Source organism: Amycolatopsis sp. NPDC005232, assembly GCF_040607795.1.
Classification (GTDB): Bacteria; Actinomycetota; Actinomycetes; order Mycobacteriales; family Pseudonocardiaceae; genus Amycolatopsis.
In genome coordinates this window covers 1-21,858 of sequence record NZ_JBEXHL010000025.1, presented here as the reverse complement: position 1 = coordinate 21,858, position 21,858 = coordinate 1, and the positions used below count along the sequence as shown (strand labels likewise).

Here is a 21,858-nt window from a genome sequence, read left to right as displayed (position 1 = left end):
CCGAGAGACGCTTTCCATCCTTCAAGGAGTCAAAACCATGTCATACCAAGGAATTCTCGACATCCACGGCAAGACCGCCACCCTCGGCTACACGCCGGGCGGCCCTTCCGTCCCCTTTGGACTGATCCGCAAGCACGACCTGCGGCGCGGCGACGAGATCGTCGTCGACGGCGAGCAGGTCGTCTCGGTCAACGGTGCTCCTCCGGCGCAGAACCGCCCGGAGTTCGAACGGCTCACGCCGGTGCACCCCGACCAGCGGCTCGTCCTCGAAACCACCCGCCACCAGCTCACCACCCGCGTGCTCGACCTCGTCGCGCCCGTCGGCAAGGGGCAGCGCGCGCTGATCGTGGCGCCGCCCCGGACCGGGAAAACGTCGGTGCTGCAGGCGATCGCGCAAGCGGTGGCCGTGAACCACCCCGACGTGCACCTCATGGTGCTGCTCGCCGACGAGCGGCCCGAGGAGGTCACCGACATGCAGCGGTCGGTGCGCGGTGAAGTCGTCGCGTCGACGTTCGACCGCAAGCCGTCCGAGCACGTGGCCGTGGCCGAGCTGGCCGTCGAGCGCGCCAAGCGGCTCGTGGAAAGCGGCCGCGACGTCGTGCTGCTGCTCGATTCGCTTACCCGCCTCGGCCGCGCCTACAACCTCGCCGCTCGCACGTCGGGCCGGGTCCTCTCGGGTGGTGTCGACGCCAGTGCGCTGCACCCGATGAAGAAGATCCTCGGCGCCGCGCGCAACATCGAGGACGGCGGTTCGCTCACGATCATCGCCACGGCGCTCGTCGGCACCGGCTCGCTCGCCGACACCGTGTTCTTCGAGGAGCTCAAGAGCACCGGCAACTCCGAGTTGCGCCTCGACCGCCTGCTGGCCGACAACCGCGTGTTCCCCGCCGTCGAGCTCTTCGGCTCCGGCACCCGCCGCGACGAGCTGCTCGTGCCGGCCGCGGAGCTCCAGGTCATGAACGAGGTCCGCCGCGCCCTGTCCGGCCAGGACCCCAAGCGCGCGACCGAGCAGTTCCTCGACCAGGTCCGCACCACGAAGTCCAACGCCGAGTTCGTCGCCCGGGTCGCCGCGTCACTCGGCACGCCGGGCGCGCTCGCCGCGTGAGCGCGGGAGGTGCTCTACAGGTTTCGAGCGAGGCGCGCGAACGAGAGCACGAAGATGGACGAGAGTAGCCACCCGAGAATCGTTGCGACGTTCAGGAACGTCTCGAGCATGGAACCTGTCGGAGTGTGACTGTCCGGGTACCAGACGCTTCGTTGGTTGAACGCGATCAACGGTACGACCGTGTCCACTGCGTAGAAGAACGAGTCGAAGCAACGAACTTGGCCATCACCGCAAGCGTCGCTGCCGGCTGAGGTCGGTGCGACCGTTGCGAAGTCTCCTCTTCTGTCATCGGTCGCAGCCGGTGCGCCAGAGCCGGGTGCCAGAGGAGCGTCGGCGACTGTGAGGAGTCGGCCATCGGGTGTGGAGCGTTGCCTCGGGTCAGTGGCGCGAACTCGGCCCGACCTGCTTGCACACTGATCACGACCGCGATGAGGAGCTCGACGATCGCCTAGATCGTGCGTGCGGGGCGGAAGCCGCGATCAAGAATGACTCAGCCTCTGCTTATGGTGGTCATCCGGTTTCGTGCGCTGTCGCGTTGGCGAACCTGGACCTCATCGAGCGAGAGGGCATTTATGGCCAGGTCCTCGCTCGGGAATCGGCTTTCCGCTCCACTCTCAACCGCGTGCTGAATGTCGTCGCGTATCTCCCAAAGGATGCCTGGGCGGCGGAACCAGTGCAGCAGTTCGACTGTGTCTTTCCCCGATCGGCGCCGTACTGGATACCGAAGCCGTACATCAACTCGTTACAGGCTGCTGTCGAAATTCAGATAGTTCGGACGCTGTTCACTCTGGTGCGAAGCTGCTGGCGACGGTGGGTGATGTTGAATGAAGGCATGCAAACGATCATCGTCCAGACGGCGCAGGGCGCTGTGCGAGGCAGGATGGATGAGGGTGTCGGCGCCTTCCTGGGCATCCCCTACGCCGCGCCCCTCAACGGCATCCGGCGCTTCCAGGCGCCCCAGCAGCCGCAGCCGTGGGACGGCACCCGCGACGCCATCGCGTTCAGCGCTGCGCCACCGCAGGCCGCAATGCCCCCGATCCCGCCGCTGTGGCATCCGGCCGACGACGCCGATTGCCTCACCGTCAATGTCTGGACGCCCGATCCCGGAGCGAGCGGACTCCCGGTGATGGTCTGGTTCTACGGCGGGGCGTTCATTTTCGGCGCCGCGAGCCAGCCCGAATTCGACGGCGCGAATCTGGCCCGCGCGGGCGTCGTGATGGTGAGCCTGAACTACCGCACCGGCTTCGAGGGCTTGGGCTGGCTGCCCGACGCGCCGCAGAATCGGGCACTGCTCGACCAGCTCGCGGCCCTGCGCTGGGTGCAGGAGAATATTGCGCGCTTCGGCGGCGACCCGGGCAACGTGACGATCTTCGGTCAGTCGGCAGGTGCCAGCGCCGTGGCTGCGCTGACTGCCGCTGAGGCCGGCCGTGGGCTGTTTCGCCGGGCCATCGGGCAGAGCGTCACGGCAGCGTTCCTGCCCGAGGAACGAGCGCGCGGCACGGCGGAGCGGATCGCCGGGGCACTCGGCGTGCCGCTCACCTCCGAGGCCTTCGCGGACCTGGCGCCCGAGGCGATCCACGCCGTGCAGTCGACGCCTGGCGAGGTCACCCCGTATGGGCCGGTGATCGACGGGAATCTGGTGCGTGACCAGCCCTGGCGCGGCCTGCGCGCAGAGGTCGACCTCATGACCGGGTTCGCCCGTGACGAGTACCGGTTCTTCGCCATGGCGATGAACGAGGATCTGTCCGCCGTGGACGTCGCCGGTGTCGCGGCGGCGCACGCTGTGCCGCTCGATGCCTACCGGGCTGCGTACCCGGGCGCCTCCGACGCCGATCTGTACCTCCTCATTCAGTCCGACGCGTTTTTCCGCATTCCGTCGATGTGGTGCGCTCAGGAGCACCGCGGGCGCAGTTGGTGCTACGAGCTGACCTGGCCGACCCCGGTGTTCGGCGGAGCGCTCGGCGCCTGCCACCTCCTCGACGTGCCGCTGATGTTCGGCAACTTCCGCGGCCCGATGGCGGCCATGCTCTTCGGCGACTCAGTCCCGCGCGAGGCTCTCGAGCTGGCGCAGGAGTTCAGCAAGTCGTTGACGGACTTCGCTTCCACCGGCAACCCCGGCTGGCCGGAGTACCGGAAAGGTGAGGCGCTCACGCGGATCTGGGACGTCCCTGGCTCGGTCGCAGCCGACCCCGTGTCGGCATCTCGGGAGATCTGGGAACAAAAGGTGTGATCACACCTTTCCGTCGCCGGAGGAGTCGGGTTGTGGAGGGCGAATGCGCCCTCCACCGCCCAGCGGTAGACCCCGATCCCGGAGCCGTGTTCGGTACTGCGGCGGGCGATGACCGGCGTGATGCCAAACCGACGGACCTGTTCGCGGTACACGTCGTGGTCGAAGCCGCGGTCGGCTGGGCCCTTCGTAGACGGCGAATCGGGCGGCCACGCTTGCCGCGGATAGGGGGAACAGCCCGGTCTTGTCCCCGCCCTTCATCGCGCACAGCCGCGAGCCGTCGATCGCGGCGCATAAAAATCGAGCGAACCGGCCCACCGCAATTCGGCCATCATCGACCTCCCGCGGCTTGCGCCCACCACGAGTCTCGGCCGCAGCCAGCCCCTCCGTTCGTGTCAAAGAAAGGCTGACGAGCCGTCAGTCCCGAGCGGGAACCCTCATTCTGAACCCCGCCCTAAGCCGTCTTGGGTTCGTACGTCAGGACCACCGCACCGGAGCCGAACTCGTAGCGGTTCACCAGACGCAGGTCGAGCGGGACGGGCAGGCCTTCGAGCAGCTTCGGGCCGTGGCCGGCGATCCTGGGGTGCACGACGAACTCGTACTCGTCGATCAGTCCCAGCTCGGCCAAGGCCAGTGGCAAGGTCACGCCGCCGACGTAGAGGCTCTCGCCTGGCTCGGCTTTCAGGCGGCGCACGGATTCGGCGAGGTCGCCAGTGATCAGTTCGGCGTTCCAGTCCACCGCGGGCAGAGTGCTTGACACGACGTACTTCTTCGCCGGGTCGATCACCTCGCGGAAGGGCCGCGTCCACGCCGGCATCGCCTCCGCGTCCGCGTGCGGGCCCCACGCCGCTTCCATCATTTCGTAGGTGACGCGGCCGAAGATCAGGGCGTCGGCGCGGCGCAATGTGGCCGTCGCGTGCTGGTGGGTGTCGGTGTCGGGCTCGATGGCGCGGTGGTCGACGCATCCGTCGAGGGTGACGTTGATCGTGTACCGCAGGGATCGCATGGCGTCAGAATAACGGCGGACGGTCTTGTCGAACTACGCAAAATGGATATTTTGCGCAAGGTGAGCCGCGTGTGCCCGCGTTCACTACGCTTCCCCTGTTCACTCACGAAACGGAGGAAGCCGCGTGGCGGGATGGGCCGATCTGGTCGCGTTCATGAGGCAGGAGTACCGGGTGATCCGGGAGGAGCCCGACGAGGTGCGGATTCGCATGGCGTTCGGGGAGGATGCGGAGACGACCGGGCGCGCGCAGGTGGTGGTGGTCGCGCACGAGGTCTTCGACAAGAAGGAAGACTGGGTGCAGATCGCGACGCCGTTCGCGCGGGTGGACGAGGTGGACCTGCTCGACGTGCTGACCGAGGTGGGGCACACGCTCGTGGTCGGGGGGATCGTGGTGATGGGCGAGCACGTTGTCCTGCGGCATTCGTTGCCGTTGGTGAACCTCGACATCAACGAGTTCACGGACCCGCTGGAGCTGGTGGCCGGGTCGGCGGAGTTGCTGGAGCAGCAGTTCACCGGACGTGACGATTACTGACCTGTAAACGAAGAAGGGCCTCCCTGGGAAACCTGGGAGGCCCTTCTTCGTTCAGTAGGTGGGTCCGTCCATTCTGGACTTCGACGCACCAGGAGTCACGGCGGCACAGTGGGTTCCGCGGGCGGGAAGCACACCGTCGATGAGGAACTTGTCCGTGGTGGACACCATGCAGTCGCTGTTCTTGAAGTACGCGCTGTGGCCCCAGCCGTCGTAGGTCAGGAGGGGTGCGCCGGTTTGGCGGGCGACGTGCTGGGCCCAGGAGTAGGGCGTGGCGGGGTCGTAGCGGCTGTTCAGGAGCAGCACGGGCAGGTTGCCCAGGAAGCCGGGTGTGCGCTGCGGGTCGCGGACGGTGCCGGGCCAGCCGAGGCAGCCGGTGGCGGAGGTCCAGGCCAGGGGTGAGAACCGGATGTCCGGGGCGATCGCGCCCAGCGAGCGGCGGAAGGTTTCGAGCTCGCCGTAGCCGCTGACGGGCAGGCGCCAGTCGGAGCAGAAGATGCTGCTGAACGAGGTGGGCACGGTGATGTCGCCGAACGCGGACTCGGCGGGTTTGCCGTCGCGCAGGTTGACCATGCTCGTGGCGAGGCCGGACCAGTCGGGGCCGTAGAAGGCGTGGGTGATCATGCCCATCAGCGAGACCGGGTCGAGCGTGTCGTCGGGAGTGCCGAGGGTGCCGTGTTCGGCGCGGGAGTAGAGCTGGGCCATGACCGAGCGGACGTCCTGGCCGTGCAAGGCGCACGTCGTGGTGGTGGCGCACCAGTGGACGAACTGGCCGAACATCTCCTGCGTCGCGCGAGTCTGCGAGCTCAGGAACTCCCACGTGCTGCGCACGGAGTGGTCCATCGTCCCGTCGAGCACCAGCGCCCGGACGTGGTCCGGGTAGGCCTCGGCGTACTCCTGGCCCATGAGCGTGCCGTAGGAAGTGCCGTAGTACGTCAGCTTGCTTTCGCCGAGCGCGGCGCGGATGGCGTCGATGTCGTGGGCCACGCTGGTGGTATCGACGTGCGAGGCGAGCGGTCCGGTGGTTTTCGCGCAGCTCGTGCCAAGGGCCTGGTTGCGCGCGGCCAGCTGGCGGAACTCGGCGACGCTCTTCGGCAGCTGCGGGTTCGGGGCCGTCACTTCGGTGAGGCCGCAGCGCACGGGGCTGCTCTGCCCGACGCCGCGCGGGTCGAAGCCCACGGTGTCGAAGCGGGCGGTGATGGCGGGCGACAGGGTCCAGCCGTCCTGCACCTCACCCGCGCCCTCGCCGCCCGGGCCGCCGGGGTCCATGAGGATGGAGCCGATGCGGTGGGCGGGGTCGGTGGCCTTGCGCCGCGCGAGGGCGAGCTGGATCGTGCCGTCGCCGGGATTCGCCCAGTCGATCGGGACGGTGACCGTGCCGCAGTCGACGCCGGCGGCGGTGGGGCACGGTTTCCAGACGACGGTCTCGCGCGCGGCGCCGGCCGGGGCGGCGAGCAGGGCCGCGAGTGTGGTGGCCGCCGCGGTGACGACGGTCAGTTTCCGGCCCAGGGCCATGCGCCACGCCTTCCGGTGGTGAAGATCAACCGTTCGGGCGTGGATCTTGCCAGAAGAACGTCGTCCCGGCCTGGTGAGGGCGCGGCGGCGTCTGATGTGGACTTCTGGGAAACCGAACGGGGTTCGGTCCTGGCTGTCGTACGTCCGGGCTAATCCGGGCAGCCCCACCGGTAGAAACCGAATGAGATTCTTGACATGGCCGACTAAGCGGGCGTTCACTGGCTGGCGCCGGAAAGAGGCTGTCACCCTCGTGAAGGGACGTACATGTCCGGAAACCGCACTCAACGAAGACTGCGAACCACCATCCTCCTGGCACCGCTCACCCTCTTGCTCGCCGCGACACCGGCGCTCGCCGCTCCCGCCGCTCCCGCCGCGAAGGCCCCGCCGTCGAAGCTCCCGACCTCCGCCCCGGGCAACGGCCCGGCGAAGATCACCGGTCCCATCCCCGCGCAGGGCAAACCCGGGGATCCCGCGCACGACTACGTCTTCTACTCGACGCCGTACGACCTGAAGAAGGCCGGCTACGAGGAGGAAGAGTTCTTCATCTCCGGCACCGCCACGCGATACAACCCGAACCCGACCGTCGACGAGCAGAAGCAGGTCGCCACCACGCTGGGCACCACGCCGTACACGACCCGGATCGTGGTACGGCGCCCGGTGAAGCCCGCGAAATCGGCCGGCGTCGCGGTGGTCGACTGGCAGAACGTGACCGCCGGGCACGACATCGACACCGAGTGGGGCACGAGCGCCGACTACTACGTCCGCAACGGCTGGACGTGGGTGGGTGCTTCGGTGCAGCGCGTCGGCGTCAACGGCGCAACCGCAGGCGGGACGGCCGGCCTCGGCCTCACACAGTGGAGCCCGCAGCGCTACGGCTCGCTCGACGTCACCAACGGCGGCGCCGTGCTCGACGACTCGCAGTCGTTCGACATCTACACGCAGATCGCGCAGCTGCTCAAGGGCCGCGGCAAGAAGAACCCGCTGGCGGACCTCGGCATCGACCGCGTGTACGCCGGCGGCGCGTCGCAGTCCGGCCGCTATCTCGGCGTGTACTACAACACGGTGCAGCCCCTGCGCCACGTCTACGACGGCTTCCTGTTCGCCCTCTCCGACAGTTCCCTGCCCCCGCGCGACGGCGTCGGCACCAAGGCCATCCGCGTCTACACCGAAAACGACGTCTACCGCGGCGCCGGCGTGCCGAGCAAGACCGCGCCCGACAGCGATTCCCTGCGCACATGGGAAATCGCCGGCGCCTCGCACGTGCCCGCCTACTCGACCGGCACCGACCCGAACGACTTCCGCACCACGCTCGGCGCCATCCAGTCCCGCGAGTTCGGCGAGCAGGCCCCCTTCTCCTGCACCAACCCCGGCCCGAGCCAGGTCGAATCCTGGACGGTCTTCCACGCCGCCTACGACGCGCTCGACAAGTGGGTCAGCCGCGGCATCGCGCCGCGCCGCGCTGCGCCGCTGGCTTTGATCGACCCTGGCCCACCCGCTGACATCGCCCGCGACGCCAACGGCATCGCCCAGGGCGGCATCCGCCTGCCCGACGTGGAGGCCCCGACGGGCCTCAACGACGGCATCAATTCCCCCGCCAACCTCGACAACCCGTTGTCCTCGTTCTGCGTCCTCTACGGCACCCACCGCGACTTCGACGCCGCTCAGCTGAAGTCGTTGTACTACAACAATAATGACTACCGGCAGCAGGTGGCCGATGTCGTGCAACGGCTGGAGACCCAGCACTTCCTCCTCCCGGAGGACGGTCGCACGCTGATCAACCAGGCTGCGAAGCGCAAGCTGTTCTGACGGACGTTTCCCGGTGGTAGCCTGGCCCCGCGCGACTGGCGAGGGTGGGTCACCACCGGGGAGCGCGAGCAGTGGGAGCGTCGTCCGCCTGGGGGCTCCTCGGTGTCCGCCACTGAGGAGCGCTTCGCGTGATCGACCTTCGTTACGGCATGAACCCCCACCAACCCGCCCGGGTGCTGGACGACGGACCACTGCGGGTCCGCGCAGGCACACCGTCCTTCATCAACCTGCTCGACGCGCTCAACGCGTGGCAGCTCGTTCACACGGCCTCGGCCGCCACCGGGGCCGTGGTCGCGGCGTCGTTCAAACACGTGTCTCCAGCGGGCGTGGCCACGGCCGGCCCGCTGGATGACGTGATGCGGGAAACCTGGCGCGTCACCGAACCCGGCCCGCTCACCGGCGCGTACGTGCGCGCCCGCGACGCCGATCCGAAGTCCAGCTTCGGTGACGTCGTCGCTGTTTCCGCACCTGTCGACGCGGAGCTGGCCGACCTGCTGTCGCAGGTGATCTCCGACGCCGTGATCGCGCCTGGCTTCGAACCCGGGACGCTGGAAGTGCTCGCGCGTAAGAAATCTGGCACTTTCCTGGTCCTGGAGACAGATCCGGCATACGAGCCACCTGAGTGTGAGCGCCGCGACGTCTACGGTGTCGTCGTCGAGCAGCGCCGCGACCGTGCCCCGTTCCCGCCTGGGCTCCCGAGCGACGCCCTGCTCGGCCTGGCCACCCTTCGCCACACGCAGTCCAACTCCGTGGCGGTCGTCGGCGACGGGATGACTCTCGGCGTCGCCGCCGGGCAGCAGAATCGCGTCGACTGCGCCCGCCTCGCGGTCGGCAAGGCCCGCACGTGGTGGCTGCGCCGGCACTCCGTGGTACGCACGCTGCCCCGGGTTGCCGGAATGTCCCGCCAGGATCGCCTCAACTGGCAGATCCGCCTCGCCGAGGGCAGTCTCACCCCGGCCCAGGAAGTGGAGTTCACCGAGCTTTTCCCGGATGTCCCACCGGTTCTGCCCGACCCTCGGCCGTGGGCCAGCCGTGCGACGCTCGTGTCCGACGGGTTCCTGCCGTTCCGCGACAACATCGAGCACGCCGCCACGATCGGCATCAGTCACGTCGTCGAGCCTGGCGGCTCCGCGCGCTCCCCGGATGTCGTCAACGCGTGCGCACAGCACGGCATGAGCGTGACCCACACCGGTTTGCGCCTCTTCCACCACTGACGAAAACAGCTCCTCGCCACGGCGTGAACCTTGGCGAGGAGCCGTCTTCGAGCAGTACCTACGCGCGGCTGCCGTAGTTCCGCCACACGCCGGCGGGCTCGCGCTCGCCGACGCCGTCGCGGTGGTAATCACAAACCCCCGTCGGGAAGGTCTTCTTCAGTGAAGCCTTCTCGGCCGCCGTGAACTTGACCGGGTAGGAGCCGAAGTCCAGCGGGCGTGTCTGGCACTTCAGTACATCCATGGCCAGACCTTCACCGGCCGCCATCCGGGTGTTCTCCGCCACCGGGTACAGCGCGCCGCACTGGCCCGACGACGGGTCGGTCAGCTTTTCCTGCACGCGCTGGGTTGCGGAGAGGTAGCAACCGTCCGAAAGGTCGTGCGGCCGGTTGGCAATGACGCGAGAAGCAGCACTCCGACCCGAGTGATCCTGGTCGATCGCCGTCAGCCAGCGGTCCATCGCGTCCAGCTCATACGCGCTCGCCGCGGCCTGCTCCGCACCAGTGGGGTGGTTGGCGATGATCACCTGGTTGGCCGCGGTCCCATTCGCGGCGAGCAACCGCTGCCGCAGCACGAACGACCACTCCGACGTGTGGATGTCGTTCCCGGCGCCCGCCAGGTCGAGGTCCGTGCGCTGGTCGATGATCGGCGTGGAAGCCAAGCCCTGCGACGCCGTGTTGAAGATGTCGTCGCGGTACAAAGCATCCAGGGCCTTCGGGTCGGCCGACGACCGGGCGGCCACCGGCTTACCCGTGTAGTCCAACCCGCCGATCGACGCGTTCAACGACACGAACTGCGCCGCCGAGATCTCCCCGGCCTTCAAAGCGTCCAGCCCGTACTGCACACCGACGTTGTCCAGCGTGTTCCGCACGAAACCCGTGCGCGGGTCACGGCCCAGCTGGTTCGCGAACTGCTCGTTCGAATTGCAGATCACGCCGTGCGGGTTCGTCACCGGGTCCCAGCGCACGTCGACGGGGATGGCCGAGTTGCAGCTGTCCGTGGCGGTCGTGCGGCTGGCGAAGGTGGCGTCCCACGAGAGGCAGCTCGAGTACGAGTTCCAGCCCGCCACGGCGAGCTTCTGCGCATCGGTAAACGCGGCAGACGCGAAGTACCGGTTCAGCAGCCGGCAGTCCGCCACCGGGCCGGCCGTCGTGATCGGGTCCGGGAAGGACACACCGGGGATGATGCCGTCGACGATGCCGGGGTAGTTCTCGGCGATGTCGTACTGCTGGATCGCCCCGCCGGAACCGCCCCAGCCGATGGTGTGCTGCACGGGCCCGTACGTCTCGATGAAGTGTTCCTTCACCATCATCGCGGCCTCGGCCGAGATGATCGGGCTGCAGTTGTTGTCGAGCACGTTCAGGCTCGACGACGCGACCGCGTAGCCCTGCGAGAGGAACAGGTCGTTGACGACACCACCGGTGCCATTGCCCTGGTGGTAGCCGGAGTTGCAGCCGCCGCCGAAGGTGTAGACGAGTTTGTCGTTCCAGCCCGGAGTGGCAACAAACGGTGACGGCGCGGCCGGCCCCGAGGTCAGTGCTGCGATCTCGTACACCGCGCGGTCGATCGTGCCGCGTTCGATCCGCACGATGTAGGGCGCGCCGCCGGCCGCGGTGGCGAGGTCGGCCGGGCGGCTCGCCGGGTCGGCCAGCGCCACGAACTTGCCCGCGGTGTTCTTGTACTGGTAGGTAACCTGCGTTGGCGCGCTGCACAGCGGCATGGTCGCCGGCGGCAGGCCGAACGCCGTGGTCTCGCAGTAGAACGGCTTCTGCTGCGCCCCGGAGAACACCGGGCCGGTGATCGAGTGGTTCACCACGCGCACGCTCGCGCGATCATGCCCTGCCGTCGCGACCAGGTCGGTCGAGCCGTCGCGCAGTCCGGTGACGAGCCCGAGCAGGCTCCCGTCGGGCTCGGCGTGGAACGACCGCGTGACGTCGTGGCCACCGGCGGACACGCGAACAGCCGCGCGAGCGTCCGGCGGCGTGACTCTGACCAGGACCTGGCCTCCGCTGACCAGATCGGGCCGCGGGTTCGAGACGGTCGTGATTCCCAACCGGGAGTGGTGATCCGGTTGCGCGGCGGCCGAGGTCGCCGCTGTCGTGAGGAGGATCGGTACGGCCAGAGCGGCCACTACCGCGGTCGAGCGCCAAGTACGGTTTCTCAACTTCGCACCTCGTTGCTCACGGCACCGCTCGGGTGCGGTGCCACGCAAGTGCCGGGTATAGCACGCGTTCCTTAGCCAGAACAACATTCGGCCACCCGAGTTGATCAAGCGAGCCGGATCAAGCTTCGGTAACCGCGAACTCGGCCCGATAACAGGTCTGGGCAAGCAAGGGAGATGACTGTACTGTTCGTCGCGTCCGAATCGGATTCTGCTTTGCCGGTGTCACTGCAACGAGGCGGTGGGGTGAGCGTGGTCGAGGATCCCGTACTCCTGCGCGCTGAGGGACTCTGTGTCTCCTTCGGCGGGCTCGAGGTGCTCAGGCAGGTTTCGCTGGAGGTTGACGCCGGGTGCGTGCTCGGCATCATCGGCCCGAACGGCGCGGGCAAGACCACGCTGTTCAACGCGATCTGCGGGTTCGTGCGGCCCGATTCCGGCACGATCACCTTCGCCGGCCACGCCCTCGAACGGCCCAGGCCGGAGCGGCTCACGAGTCACGGCATCGCCCGCACGTTGCAAGGACTCGGTCTGTTCGCGGGATTGACGGTGCTGGACAACGTGGTCGCGGGCGCCACGCACCGCTCGCGCACGAGCCTTGGCGGCGCGCTGCTCGCGTCGCCCTGGGCCGACCGCGACGAACGAGCTCTCGCCGGCCGCGCGAGGGAGGTACTGCGCGAGCTCGGGATCGACGGTGACGCGGGCCGGATCTGCGCCGGGTTGCCCTACGGGGTGCGCAAACGCGTCGCCCTCGCGCGCGCCCTGGTGAGCGAGCCCCGGTTGCTGCTGCTCGACGAACCGGCGGCCGGCCTGTCGGCGACGGAGGTCGGGGAGCTGGCCGACATCGTCCGAGGCCTGGCGCCGACCACCACGGTGATGCTCGTCGAGCACCACATGGACTTCGTGATGAACCTGTGCGACCGGCTGGTGGTGCTCGACTTCGGCGAGGTCATCGCTCGAGGTACGCCGGCGCAGGTGCGGGCCGACCCGCAGGTGCAGCGGGCCTATCTGGGCGACCCCGTGACGGCCGTCGCGGGAGAGGGCGGTGCGCATGCTTGACGTCAGCGGGCTCGTAGTGGACTACGGGCCGGTGCGGGCGATCGACCACGTCGACCTGGTGGTGGAGCAGGGATCCATCACCGCCGTGCTGGGCTCCAACGGCGCCGGCAAGACCACGCTGCTGCGGGCGCTCAGTGGTCTGCACCGCCCGCGTGACGGCGCCGTGCAGCTCGACGGCCGCGACATCACCCGCCTGGCACCCGAAGATCTCGTGCGCCTCGGGGTCGCGCACGTGCCCGAGGGCCGCGGCGTGATCGCCGAGCTGACGGTGGAGGAGAACCTGCGCCTCGGCGGGCTCTGGCGACGTGAGCGCCAGTGGCTCAAGGCGGGCACCGGCGAGATGTACGACCTGTTCCCCCCGTTGGCCGAACGCCGCCACCAGCGTGCGGAAGCGCTTTCCGGCGGTGAGCGACAGATGCTCGCCATCGGCCGCGCGCTGATGAGCCGGCCCGAGCTGCTCCTGCTCGACGAACCCTCACTCGGCCTCGCGCCACGGGTTTCGGCCCGGATCGTGGCCGTGCTGCGGACGCTGCGCGAGGAGAACGGTCTCACGCTGCTGCTCGTGGAGCAGAACGCGGCGACCGCCCTGTCGGTCGCCGACCGGGCCGTCGTCCTGCACCTCGGCCGCAAGGTCGCCGACGACACCGCAGACACCCTCGCGGCCGACGACCGCGTGCGCCGCGCCTACCTGGAGGTGTGATGGGCCGCTTCCTCGACCTGACTCTCGCCGGGCTCACCAGCGGGGCCGTGTACTCGGCCGTCGCGCTGGCGCTCGTGCTGATCTGGCGCTCCACGCGGATCGTGAACTTCGCGCAGGGCGGCATGCTGATGATCACCACGTTCATCGCCTACACGATCGTCTCCCACGGCGGCTCGTACTGGCTGGCGCTGATCGTGGCCGTCCTCAGTGGACTGATTCTCGGCGCCGTGGTGGAACGGGTGCTCGTGCGGCCGGTGGAGAAGAGATCGCCGCTCGACGCGGTGGTGGTCACCTTCGGCCTGCTCGTGCTGCTGCAGGGTGTGGCCGGGATGCTCTTCGGTGGCACCCCGCGGTCGTACCCGCCGGCGTTCGGCATCGCCGGGTTCAAGGCGGGCGATCGGCAGCTGCTGTTCGCGCCCAACGACCTGTGGATCGTGCTCGTCGTCCTGGTCATGATGGCCGTGCTGGCGCTGGTGTTCCGCAAGACGAACCTCGGCCTGCGGATGCGGGCCTCGGCCTTCGCGCCGGAAGTCGCGCGCCTGCTGGGCGTGCGCGTCGGGCGGATGCTCACGGTCGGCTGGGCCCTGGCCGCGGCGGTCGGCGCGATCGCCGGTGTGCTCGTGGCGCCCAGCACGTTCGTGAGCCCCACGGCGTTCGACGCCGTGCTGGTGTTCGGCTTCACCGCGGCGGTGATCGGCGGCCTCGACAGCCCGCCGGGCGCCGTCGTCGGCGGGCTCGCGCTCGGCATCGTGCTCAGCTACGTGGCCGGCTACCTCGGGTCCGACATCGTCACGCTGGCCTCGCTCGTCGTCCTCATCGGGGTGCTGATGCTGCGTCCGCAAGGGCTGTTCGGTTCGACGAAGGGAAGGCGGGTATGACGGCGCTCGCCGCGGCGGCACCGGTCCGCTTCTGGCAGCGGTCCACCCTGGTCCGCCACCTCACGCTCTCGGTGCTGGGCCTGATCGTGCTGTACTTCGTGACGACCTCGCTCGACTCGTTCGCGAACCTGCAGTTCGCCCAGATCTGCTACACCGCCATCGCGACGGCGGGCCTGACCGTCCTTTCCGGACTGTCCGGCCAGATCTCCCTGGGGCACGGCGCGTTCGTGGCCGTCGGGGCCTACACCACGGCGCTGCTGCTGGAGCACCTCGACTGGCCGCTCGTGCTCGTGCTGCTCGGTTCGGTGGTCGTCGGCGGCGCGCTGGGTTCGCTCGTCGGCGTGGCGGCGGCGCGGTTGCGCGGCCCGTACCTGGCGGGTGCGACGCTCGCGCTCGCCGTCGGCCTGCCGTCGCTGGCCGACTACCACGGCCTGCGCGATCTGCTCGGCGGCGCCAACGGCCTCATCGTGACCTCCGACCCGCCGCCGCTTTCCCTTGGCGAGACCTTCCCGCTCGAACGCTGGCAGGCCTGGATCTGCGGCCTCTGCCTGGTGGTCACGTTGTTCCTGCTCGCCAACCTCACGCGCAGCCGCATCGGCCGGGACATGCGCCTGGTGCGCGAAGACGAACAGGCCGCCGCACTGTCGGGCGTGCACGTGGCCCGCACGCAGATCGTCACGTTCGGCATCAGCGCGGCGTTCGCGGGCTTGGCGGGCGGGCTGTTCGCGATCGTCAACAGCCTCGCCGCGCCCGGTGCGTTCACGCTGTCGCTTTCCCTGTCCCTGCTCACCGCGGCCGTGCTCGGCGGGCTCGGCAGCCTCGCCGGCGCGGTGTACGGCGCGGTGATCGTGACCCTGCTGCCCAACTGGACCGCCGACCTCGCGCAGCAGGCCGACCTACCCCGCGCGATCTACGCGAACATCCCGCTCGTGCTCTACGGGCTGGTGCTGATCGTGGTGATCATCGCGTTCCCCGGTGGCATCCAGTCGGGGGTCCGCAAACTCGGCGCCTTGCTCAAGGCTCGTTTCGTCCGTCCACTCCAGACCCGTCAGGAGACGAGAAGATGACCGTACGCCGACCAGTATCCGTCGCGGTCGCCTTGGCCGCGGTGGTCGCCCTCACGGCCACCGCCTGTGCCTCGGGTGACGACGCCGCGGAGTCCACGCCCGGGATCACCGCCGACACCGTCACCATCGGGTCCACCATTCCGCTCACGGGCACGGCCGCGCCGGGTTACAGCGAGCAGGGTCCGGCCGCGAAGGCGTTCTTCGACTACATCAACGCCAACGGCGGTATCAACGGCCGCAAGATCACCCTCAAGTACCTCGACGACGCCTACAACCCGGCCCAGACCGTCACGCTGACCAAGCAGCTCGTGTTGCAGGACAAGGTGTTCGCGATCGTCGGCTCGCTCGGCACGCCGACGCACACGAAGGTCGTGGACTTCCTCAACTCCTCGCGCGTGCCCGACCTGTTCGTCGCGTCCGGCTGCACGTGCTGGGACCAGCCGCAGAAGAACCCCTACACGTTCGGCTGGCAGCCGGACTACACGGTGGAGGGCAAGATCCTCGGCGACTACGTGAAGAAGAACCTGGCCGGCAAGAAGGTCGCGTATTTCTACCAGGACGACGACTTCGGCCGCGACGGCATGAAGGGCCTCGACAAGTACATCGACCAGAGCCTCGTCGTCTCGCGTCAGCCGTACCAGCCGGGCAACACCGACGTGGCCGCGCAGGTGTCGGCGATCGCGGCGTCGAAGGCCGACGTCGTGGTGCTCGAGGCGATCCCGGCCTACACCGCGTTGTTCAAGTTGACGTCGCTGAAGCTCGGTTACTCGCCGACGCTCGTCGCGTCCAGCGTGGGCGCCGACCCGATCACGGTGTCGGGGCTGCTGGAGAACTTCGCCAAGCAGGCGGGTTCGTCGGTGAAAGGTCAGGACCTCATCGAAGGGCTGGTGACGTCGGCCTACCTGCCGCCGCTCGACGACACGAGCAACTCGTGGACCGCGCTGTTCAAGAAGATCCACGACCAGTACATCCCGAATGTGCCCTTCGACGGCAACGTCTACTACGCCATGGCCTACGCCTACACCTTCACGCAGGCGCTCGCCCGCGCCGGGCAGAACCCGACGCGCCAGGGCGTGGTCGACGCGCTGAAGAAGGGCGGCCTCACCGGGCCGGGCCTGGTGCCGTTCCGCTACGGCGCGGATTCGCACGCCGGCTACACCGGCGGGCAGATCGCGACCATCAAGGACGGCAAGCAGGTGTCGTCCGGTACGCCGCTCACGACGGACGACGGTGACGGTCCCGTGACCCCCTACACACAACCGCAACCTCCGGCTCCGGCCAACGGCATCCCCGCGGCGTGAGTCCGTCCGGCACAATCACGCCATGACGGAGGCGACAGGGAGCAAGCGGGCGCAAGCGACCCGCGCGGCACTGCTCGAGGCGGCCGGTGAGGTCTTCACCGCGTCGGGGTACGAGCAGGCGAGCATGGCCGCCATCGCCGAACGGGCCGGCGCCAGCATCGGCAGTCTGTATCACCACTTCGTCGCGAAGTCCGATCTGTACATCACGCTCTACAACGAATACAACCGCCGCCAGCAGCACCGGTCCGCCAAGGCGTTCCGCACGGCGCTGGCGCAGGGCGAGGAGGACGCGCTCCGGCTCTACATCTCCGGAGCGCGCGCCTACCTCGAAGGGTGCTGGCAGGAGCGCAAGCTCGCCCGGCTGTTCCTGTCGGGCAACGGCCCGGCGGGCTTCGGCCTGCTCACGCGCGAGCGGTTCCGGGAGTGGCTCACGGCCAACGCCACGCTGGTCAACGGCCACACCCGGCCGCTTTCGGACATGCTCGTGCTCTCGCTCACCGCGATGTCGACGGAGGCGGGCCGCGAGGTCGCGGCCGCCGGGTCGAAGGCGAAGGCGGGGCAGATGATCGAGGAGGTCCTCGAGCTGATGGGCCGCCTCTACCCCACTTCGTGACGCAGGTCACCCCTCTCGGTTCCGCGCTCGCTCCAGCGGCGCAAACGTCGGCGCCTCGGCCGGATCGGCACGCGCAAGTCCGGTTCGTCCGGGTGGCGCCCGCACCCGTAAACCAGTTTCATTCCCTATGAATGTTTCTCTCTGAAGATGCTCCGGGGGCTGGACATGTGCGGGATCACGGGATGGGTGGACTACGGCCGCGACCTGGCGGCCGAGCGGGAGACGGTGGCGGCCATGACGGCCACCATGGCGTGCCGCGGGCCGGACGCGAGCGGGATGTGGTTCGACCGTCACGTGGCGTTCGGCCACCGGCGCCTGGCCATCATCGACCTCGAGCTGGGCACGCAGCCGATGACGGCCGAGGCCGGCGGCACGGTCGCGCTGACCTACAGCGGTGAGGTCTACAACTTCGCCGAGCTGCGCGCGGAGCTGCAGGCGCGCGGGCACCGCTTCACCACGAACAGCGACACCGAGGTGGTCCTGCGCGGCTACCTGGAATGGGGCACCGGCCTGGCCGAACGCCTCAACGGCATGTACGCGTTCGGGATCTGGGACCCGCGTGAGGAGCGCCTGGTCCTGATCCGTGACCGGATGGGCATCAAGCCGCTGTACTACTCGCCGCACGGCGACGGGCTGCTGTTCGGCTCCGAGCCCAAGGCGATCCTCGCGCATCCCGAAATCCGTCCCGTCGTGGAGACGGACGGCCTGCGTGAGCTCTTGTCGTTCACCAAGAACCCGGGCCAGGCCGTGTGGGCGGGCATGCGCGAGGTCGAGCCCGGCACCGTCGTGACGCTGGACCGCACCGGCCTGAAGGTGCGCCGCTACTGGCAGCTGCGGCCGGCCGAGCACACCGACGACATCGGCGTGACCGTGCAGCACGTGCGCGAGCTGCTCGACGACATCGTGCGCCGTCAGCTCGTGGCCGACGTGCCGCGCTGCGTGCTGCTCTCGGGCGGGCTCGACTCCAGCGTCATCACCGCGCTGGCCGCGCGGCAGCTGGCCGATCAGGACGAGCGGGTGCGCAGCTTCGCGGTGGATTTCGTGGGGCAGGAAGACAACTTCGTGCCGGACGCGTTGCGGTCCACTCCGGACGCGCCGTATGTGCGTGACGTCCACCAGCATGTCGGTTCGATGCACCAGGACATCGTGCTCGACTCGGCGGAGCTCGCCGACCCGGCCGTGCGCCGCGCCGTGGTGCGCGCTCGCGACCTGCCGACGGGGCTGGGCGACATGGACGGCTCGCTGTACCTGCTGTTCCGCGCGATCCGCGAGCGCTCCACCGTCGCGTTGTCCGGCGAGTCGGCCGACGAGGTCTTCGGTGGTTACGCGTGGTTCCACGATCCGAAGGTGCAGCAGGCCGACACCTTCCCGTGGCTCGCGCGGCGGCTGCAGGCGGGCGAACGCGGGGTGAGCCGGATCTTCGCCGAGGGTGTGCGGTCCTCTTTGGACCTTGCGACGCACCTGCGGGACTCGTACTCGGCGGCGGTCGCGGAGGCCGGCACACGGCCCGGCGAGACCGAGCACGAGCGTCGCATGCGCGTGATCGGCTACCTGCACCTCACGCGGTTCGTGCGCATCCTGCTCGACCGCAAGGACCGCCTGAGCATGGCCACCGGCCTCGAGGTGCGCGTGCCGTTCTGCGACCACCGGCTCGTGGAGTACGTCTACAACACGCCGTGGACGACGAAGACGTTCGACGGTCGCGAGAAGAGCCTGCTTCGCGCGGCGGCCCGCGACGTGCTGCCGGTGTCGGTGGCCGAACGGGTGAAAAGCCCCTACCCGTCGACGCAGGACCCGAAGTACCTCGAAGCCCTGCGCGACCAGGTCGGCGACCTGCTGGCCGCGCCGGCGCACCCCGTGTTCGACCTGTTCGACCGCGGCCTGCTCGTGGGCCTGCTTGCCCGGGAGGACACCGTGCCCTTCCTCCGGCCACTCGTGGAACGTGTGCTGAACTTCGCGACCTGGTTCGATCTGTACTCACCGGAGCTGCGCGTCCGGTGAGGTGACCACGAGGGTGAGGAGCGGGCCATGGTGGGCGAGTCGCCGGACGTCGACGCCGACGAAGCGTTCCAGTTCGTGCTGTCGCTGCACCGGCTGCTGCGCGAGCTGCACCGGGCGGCGCCACCCGACAACCTGCCGCGCACGCAGCTGCTGGTGCTCGCCAAGCTGGCCCGCTCCGGACCCCTGCGCATCGGGACGCTCGCCGAGGAGGTCGGCTGTTCCCAGCCCACGGCCACGAAGGTCGTGCACGCCATGGAGGAGGCCGGCTTCGTCGCGCGTGCGGCCGACGCCGGCGACAAGCGCGTGAGCTACGTGCACCTCACCGAGCTGGGCCGGCGTCGGCTCGGCGCGGTGGTGCGCGACGAGTCGCGGGTGCTCGTGGAGCGGTTCGGCGACCTCGAGCAGGACGAGGTCGAGCTGCTGCTCAAGGCGGGCGCCGTGCTGCGCCGGATGACCGACGGCGCGGAAACTGACATTCGACAAATTCCTCGCGACCCGCGATAGTTATGAAGTCGACTAAAAGTAGGCGGGCACTCACCGGCGGTCGCCTTGTCTGGCGGCCGTTCCCGCCATGGCTGTGGTCGGCTTCATAACCAGCAGCACAGATGGAGACACAGCGGGTCTCGAGGAGGAGCCGGTCGAATGTTCGCTGAACCCGACGTCGAACGCGAGGACCGGCCGGACGGGAGCGTCGTCTTCCGCTCCCGTGACCCGCTGGGCGCCTACCCGCGCAGCGTGGCTGCGATGCTGCGGGACTGGGCCGGAGTCGACCCGGACTACCCGCTGGTGGCCGAGCGCGACGGCGACGGCTGGGCGATGCTGACCTACGGCGAGGTCCGCCGTCGTGCCGACGCCCTCGGACAGGCACTGCTCGACCGCGGTCTGGGGCCGGACCGGCCGGTGATGATCCTTTCGGGCAACTCCGTCGCGCACTTCGTGCTCACGCTCGGCGCGCTGACGGCGGGCGTGCCGGTGGCGCCGATCAGCGTCGCGTACTCCCTGCTCAGCAGCGACCACGCGCGGATCCGGGAGATCGCGAAGGTGCTGAAGCCGGGGCTGGTGTTCGCCGAGGCCGGTGGTCCGTTCGCGAAGGCGCTCGCCGCCGTCGAGGAGCCCGGTGTTGATCGACCCAGCGTGGTGCTCTCGCGCGAGGTCGACACTGTGCCGGGCGCGGAATCCCTCGACGACCTGCTGGCCACTTCGCCGGGCCCGGAGCTCGAAGCCGCGTACGCCGCGACGGGGCCGGACACGCTCGCGAAGGTGCTGTTCACATCGGGCTCGACCGGTTCGCCGAAGGGTGTGCTCAACACGCACCGGATGCTGTGCGCGAACCAGCAGTCGATCCGGCAGGCGTGGCCGTTCCTGGGCGAGGAGCGGCCCGTGCTCGTCGACTGGCTGCCGTGGAGCCACACCTTCGGCGGCAACCACAACGTGGACCTGGTGCTGCACAACGGCGGCACGCTCTACGTGGACGACGGCAAGCCGGCGCCGCAGCTGTTCGGCCGCAGCCTGGAGAACCTGCGTTCGGCGCAGCCCACGCTCTACTTCAACGTGCCCGCCGGCTACGCACAGCTCGTACCCGTGCTGGAGCAGGACCCCGACTTCGCGCGCGTGTTCTTCTCGCGGCTGCGGTTGCTGTTCAACGCGGCGGCCGCGTTGCCGGCGGCGTTGCGCACGCGACTGGCGGACGCGGCCAGGGCAGCCGGCGTCGACGTGCCGCTGACGAGCTCGTGGGGCGCGACCGAGACGGCGCCCGCGGTGACGAGCGCGCACTTCCCGTTCGAGGACGCGCGGTGCATCGGCGTGCCGCTGCCGGGGCTCGAGGTGAAGCTCGCGCCCGTGGGCGAGGCGCGGGAGATCCGCGTGCGCGGCGCCTCCGTGACGCCCGGCTACCTGCGCCGGCCCGACCTCACGGACGCGGCGTTCGACGAGGAAGGCTTCTACCGCACCGGCGACGCCGCCGTGCCGGCCTCGGCCGACCCGAACGCCGGCCTGCTGTTCGGTGGCCGCATCGCGGAGGACTTCAAGCTCGACACGGGCACGTTCGTCCGCGTCGGCGCGCTGCGCACGGCGCTGCTCTCGGCCGTGCCGCTACTGTCCGACGCGGTGATCGCGGGGGAGAACCGCTCGTACGTCAGCGCGCTGGCCTGGCTCAACCAGGCCGAAGCGCGGGCGTTGTTCGCGGGTGCGCTCGATGCCCCGGGCGGGTGTGTGGTCCACGCCGAGCTGCGCGCGCACGTCGGGAAGCGGCTGGCCGCGATGAACGCGGCGGCCGGGTCGGCGGGCCGAGTCGAGCGGCTCGTGGTGCTGGCCGAGCCGCCGGACCTCGACGCGGGCGAGATCACGGACAAGGGCTACCTCAACCAGCGCCGCGTGCTGGCCCGGCGCATGGCGTTCGTCGAGCGCCTTTACGCTGACAGTCCGGACGTCGCCGTCATCGTCGCGGGCTGACCGCCCGGCAACCCGCCAGATCGCGCCGGTGTCTCGATCGGGCGTCGCGGGCTGACCGCCCCTCACTGCTTGAGGCAACCCCCTGCGAGATCGCGCCGGTGTCTCGATCGGGCGTCGCGGGCTGACCGCCCCTCACCGCTTGAGGCAACCCGCGAGATCGCGCCGGCGTCTCGATCGGGCGGTGCGATCGGCCCCCGGCCGATCCGACCGCCCCTTTAAAAATAACGCTCA

General features: G+C 69.3%; 17 protein-coding genes and 1 pseudogene. 14 read left to right on the top strand and 4 right to left on the bottom strand.

Going from position 1 to position 21,858, the window contains the following annotated elements:
• The first annotated feature begins 37 nt into the window (after window positions 1-37).
• Window positions 38-1,105, top strand: a complete 1,068-nt coding sequence (gene rho / locus ABZU76_RS35390; protein WP_354877590.1) for a transcription termination factor Rho — start codon at window positions 38-40, stop codon at window positions 1,103-1,105.
• Window positions 1,106-1,640: 535 nt separating this feature from the next.
• On the top strand, window positions 1,641-3,335 hold the full coding sequence (locus ABZU76_RS35385) for a carboxylesterase family protein (RefSeq protein ID WP_354877587.1): 1,695 nt from the start codon (window positions 1,641-1,643) through the stop codon (window positions 3,333-3,335).
• Between the two features lie 32 nt (window positions 3,336-3,367).
• On the opposite strand, the pseudogene ABZU76_RS35380 reads toward ABZU76_RS35385, so the two are convergent.
• Both ABZU76_RS35380 and ABZU76_RS35375 read right to left on the bottom strand, forming a co-directional pair.
• Window positions 3,368-3,570, bottom strand: a pseudogene (locus ABZU76_RS35380) (IS5/IS1182 family transposase); the annotation flags it as partial.
• Between the two features lie 216 nt (window positions 3,571-3,786).
• The gene (locus tag ABZU76_RS35375; protein WP_354877584.1) at window positions 3,787-4,338 is read right to left on the bottom strand and encodes a dihydrofolate reductase family protein; all 552 of its coding nucleotides are present in this window, start codon (window positions 4,336-4,338) and stop codon (window positions 3,787-3,789) included.
• A 124-nt stretch (window positions 4,339-4,462) separates the two neighbouring features.
• Between ABZU76_RS35375 and ABZU76_RS35370 the strand changes: the two genes are divergently transcribed.
• The gene (locus ABZU76_RS35370) at window positions 4,463-4,870 is read left to right on the top strand and encodes a YbjN domain-containing protein (RefSeq protein WP_220243591.1); all 408 of its coding nucleotides are present in this window, start codon (window positions 4,463-4,465) and stop codon (window positions 4,868-4,870) included.
• Window positions 4,871-4,921: 51 nt separating this feature from the next.
• Here ABZU76_RS35370 and ABZU76_RS35365 read toward each other — a convergent pair whose 3' ends face one another.
• Complete coding sequence (locus ABZU76_RS35365; RefSeq protein WP_354877581.1) at window positions 4,922-6,382, bottom strand: alpha/beta hydrolase; 1,461 nt, start codon at window positions 6,380-6,382, stop codon at window positions 4,922-4,924.
• A gap of 264 nt (window positions 6,383-6,646) precedes the next feature.
• Between ABZU76_RS35365 and ABZU76_RS35360 the strand changes: the two genes are divergently transcribed.
• Both ABZU76_RS35360 and ABZU76_RS35355 read left to right on the top strand, forming a co-directional pair.
• The gene (locus ABZU76_RS35360; protein WP_354877578.1) at window positions 6,647-8,188 is read left to right on the top strand and encodes an alpha/beta hydrolase domain-containing protein; all 1,542 of its coding nucleotides are present in this window, start codon (window positions 6,647-6,649) and stop codon (window positions 8,186-8,188) included.
• Between the two features lie 128 nt (window positions 8,189-8,316).
• A complete protein-coding gene (locus ABZU76_RS35355; protein ID WP_354877575.1) occupies window positions 8,317-9,402 on the top strand; it encodes a 5-aminoimidazole-4-carboxamide ribonucleotide transformylase in 1,086 nt (361 codons plus the stop codon).
• Window positions 9,403-9,460: 58 nt separating this feature from the next.
• On the opposite strand, the gene ABZU76_RS35350 is transcribed toward ABZU76_RS35355, so the two are convergent.
• Window positions 9,461-11,452 carry a DUF6351 family protein gene (locus ABZU76_RS35350; RefSeq protein WP_354877572.1) on the bottom strand — a complete coding sequence of 664 codons (1,992 nt, stop codon included), beginning with the start codon at window positions 11,450-11,452 and terminating at the stop codon, window positions 9,461-9,463.
• Between the two features lie 285 nt (window positions 11,453-11,737).
• Between ABZU76_RS35350 and ABZU76_RS35345 the strand changes: the two genes are divergently transcribed.
• From ABZU76_RS35345 to ABZU76_RS35305, 9 genes are all read left to right on the top strand, one after another.
• On the top strand, window positions 11,738-12,616 hold the full coding sequence (locus tag ABZU76_RS35345; RefSeq protein WP_354877569.1) for an ABC transporter ATP-binding protein: 879 nt from the start codon (window positions 11,738-11,740) through the stop codon (window positions 12,614-12,616).
• The gene (locus ABZU76_RS35340) at window positions 12,609-13,316 is read left to right on the top strand and encodes an ABC transporter ATP-binding protein (protein WP_354877566.1); all 708 of its coding nucleotides are present in this window, start codon (window positions 12,609-12,611) and stop codon (window positions 13,314-13,316) included. Before ABZU76_RS35345 ends, ABZU76_RS35340 begins: the two co-directional genes overlap by 8 nt.
• On the top strand, window positions 13,316-14,194 hold the full coding sequence (locus ABZU76_RS35335) for a branched-chain amino acid ABC transporter permease (protein ID WP_220243585.1): 879 nt from the start codon (window positions 13,316-13,318) through the stop codon (window positions 14,192-14,194). The genes ABZU76_RS35340 and ABZU76_RS35335 overlap by 1 nt, the downstream gene beginning before the upstream one ends.
• A complete protein-coding gene (locus tag ABZU76_RS35330; protein WP_354877562.1) occupies window positions 14,191-15,261 on the top strand; it encodes a branched-chain amino acid ABC transporter permease in 1,071 nt (356 codons plus the stop codon). The genes ABZU76_RS35335 and ABZU76_RS35330 overlap by 4 nt, the downstream gene beginning before the upstream one ends.
• Window positions 15,258-16,562, top strand: coding sequence for an ABC transporter substrate-binding protein (locus tag ABZU76_RS35325; protein WP_354877559.1), 1,305 nt, complete (start codon window positions 15,258-15,260; stop codon window positions 16,560-16,562). The genes ABZU76_RS35330 and ABZU76_RS35325 overlap by 4 nt, the downstream gene beginning before the upstream one ends.
• A 22-nt stretch (window positions 16,563-16,584) precedes the next feature.
• The gene (locus tag ABZU76_RS35320) at window positions 16,585-17,175 is read left to right on the top strand and encodes a TetR/AcrR family transcriptional regulator (RefSeq protein ID WP_220243583.1); all 591 of its coding nucleotides are present in this window, start codon (window positions 16,585-16,587) and stop codon (window positions 17,173-17,175) included.
• Between the two features lie 165 nt (window positions 17,176-17,340).
• Window positions 17,341-19,176, top strand: coding sequence for an asparagine synthase (glutamine-hydrolyzing) (gene asnB / locus ABZU76_RS35315; protein WP_354877873.1), 1,836 nt, complete (start codon window positions 17,341-17,343; stop codon window positions 19,174-19,176).
• A gap of 27 nt (window positions 19,177-19,203) precedes the next feature.
• Window positions 19,204-19,680: a MarR family transcriptional regulator gene (locus ABZU76_RS35310; RefSeq protein WP_354877555.1), complete on the top strand. Its 477-nt coding sequence runs from the start codon at window positions 19,204-19,206 to the stop codon at window positions 19,678-19,680.
• Window positions 19,681-19,818: 138 nt separating this feature from the next.
• Entirely contained in the window at window positions 19,819-21,627 is a 1,809-nt protein-coding gene (locus ABZU76_RS35305) for a feruloyl-CoA synthase (RefSeq protein ID WP_354877552.1), read from the top strand.
• The last annotated feature ends 231 nt before the right edge of the window (window positions 21,628-21,858 follow it).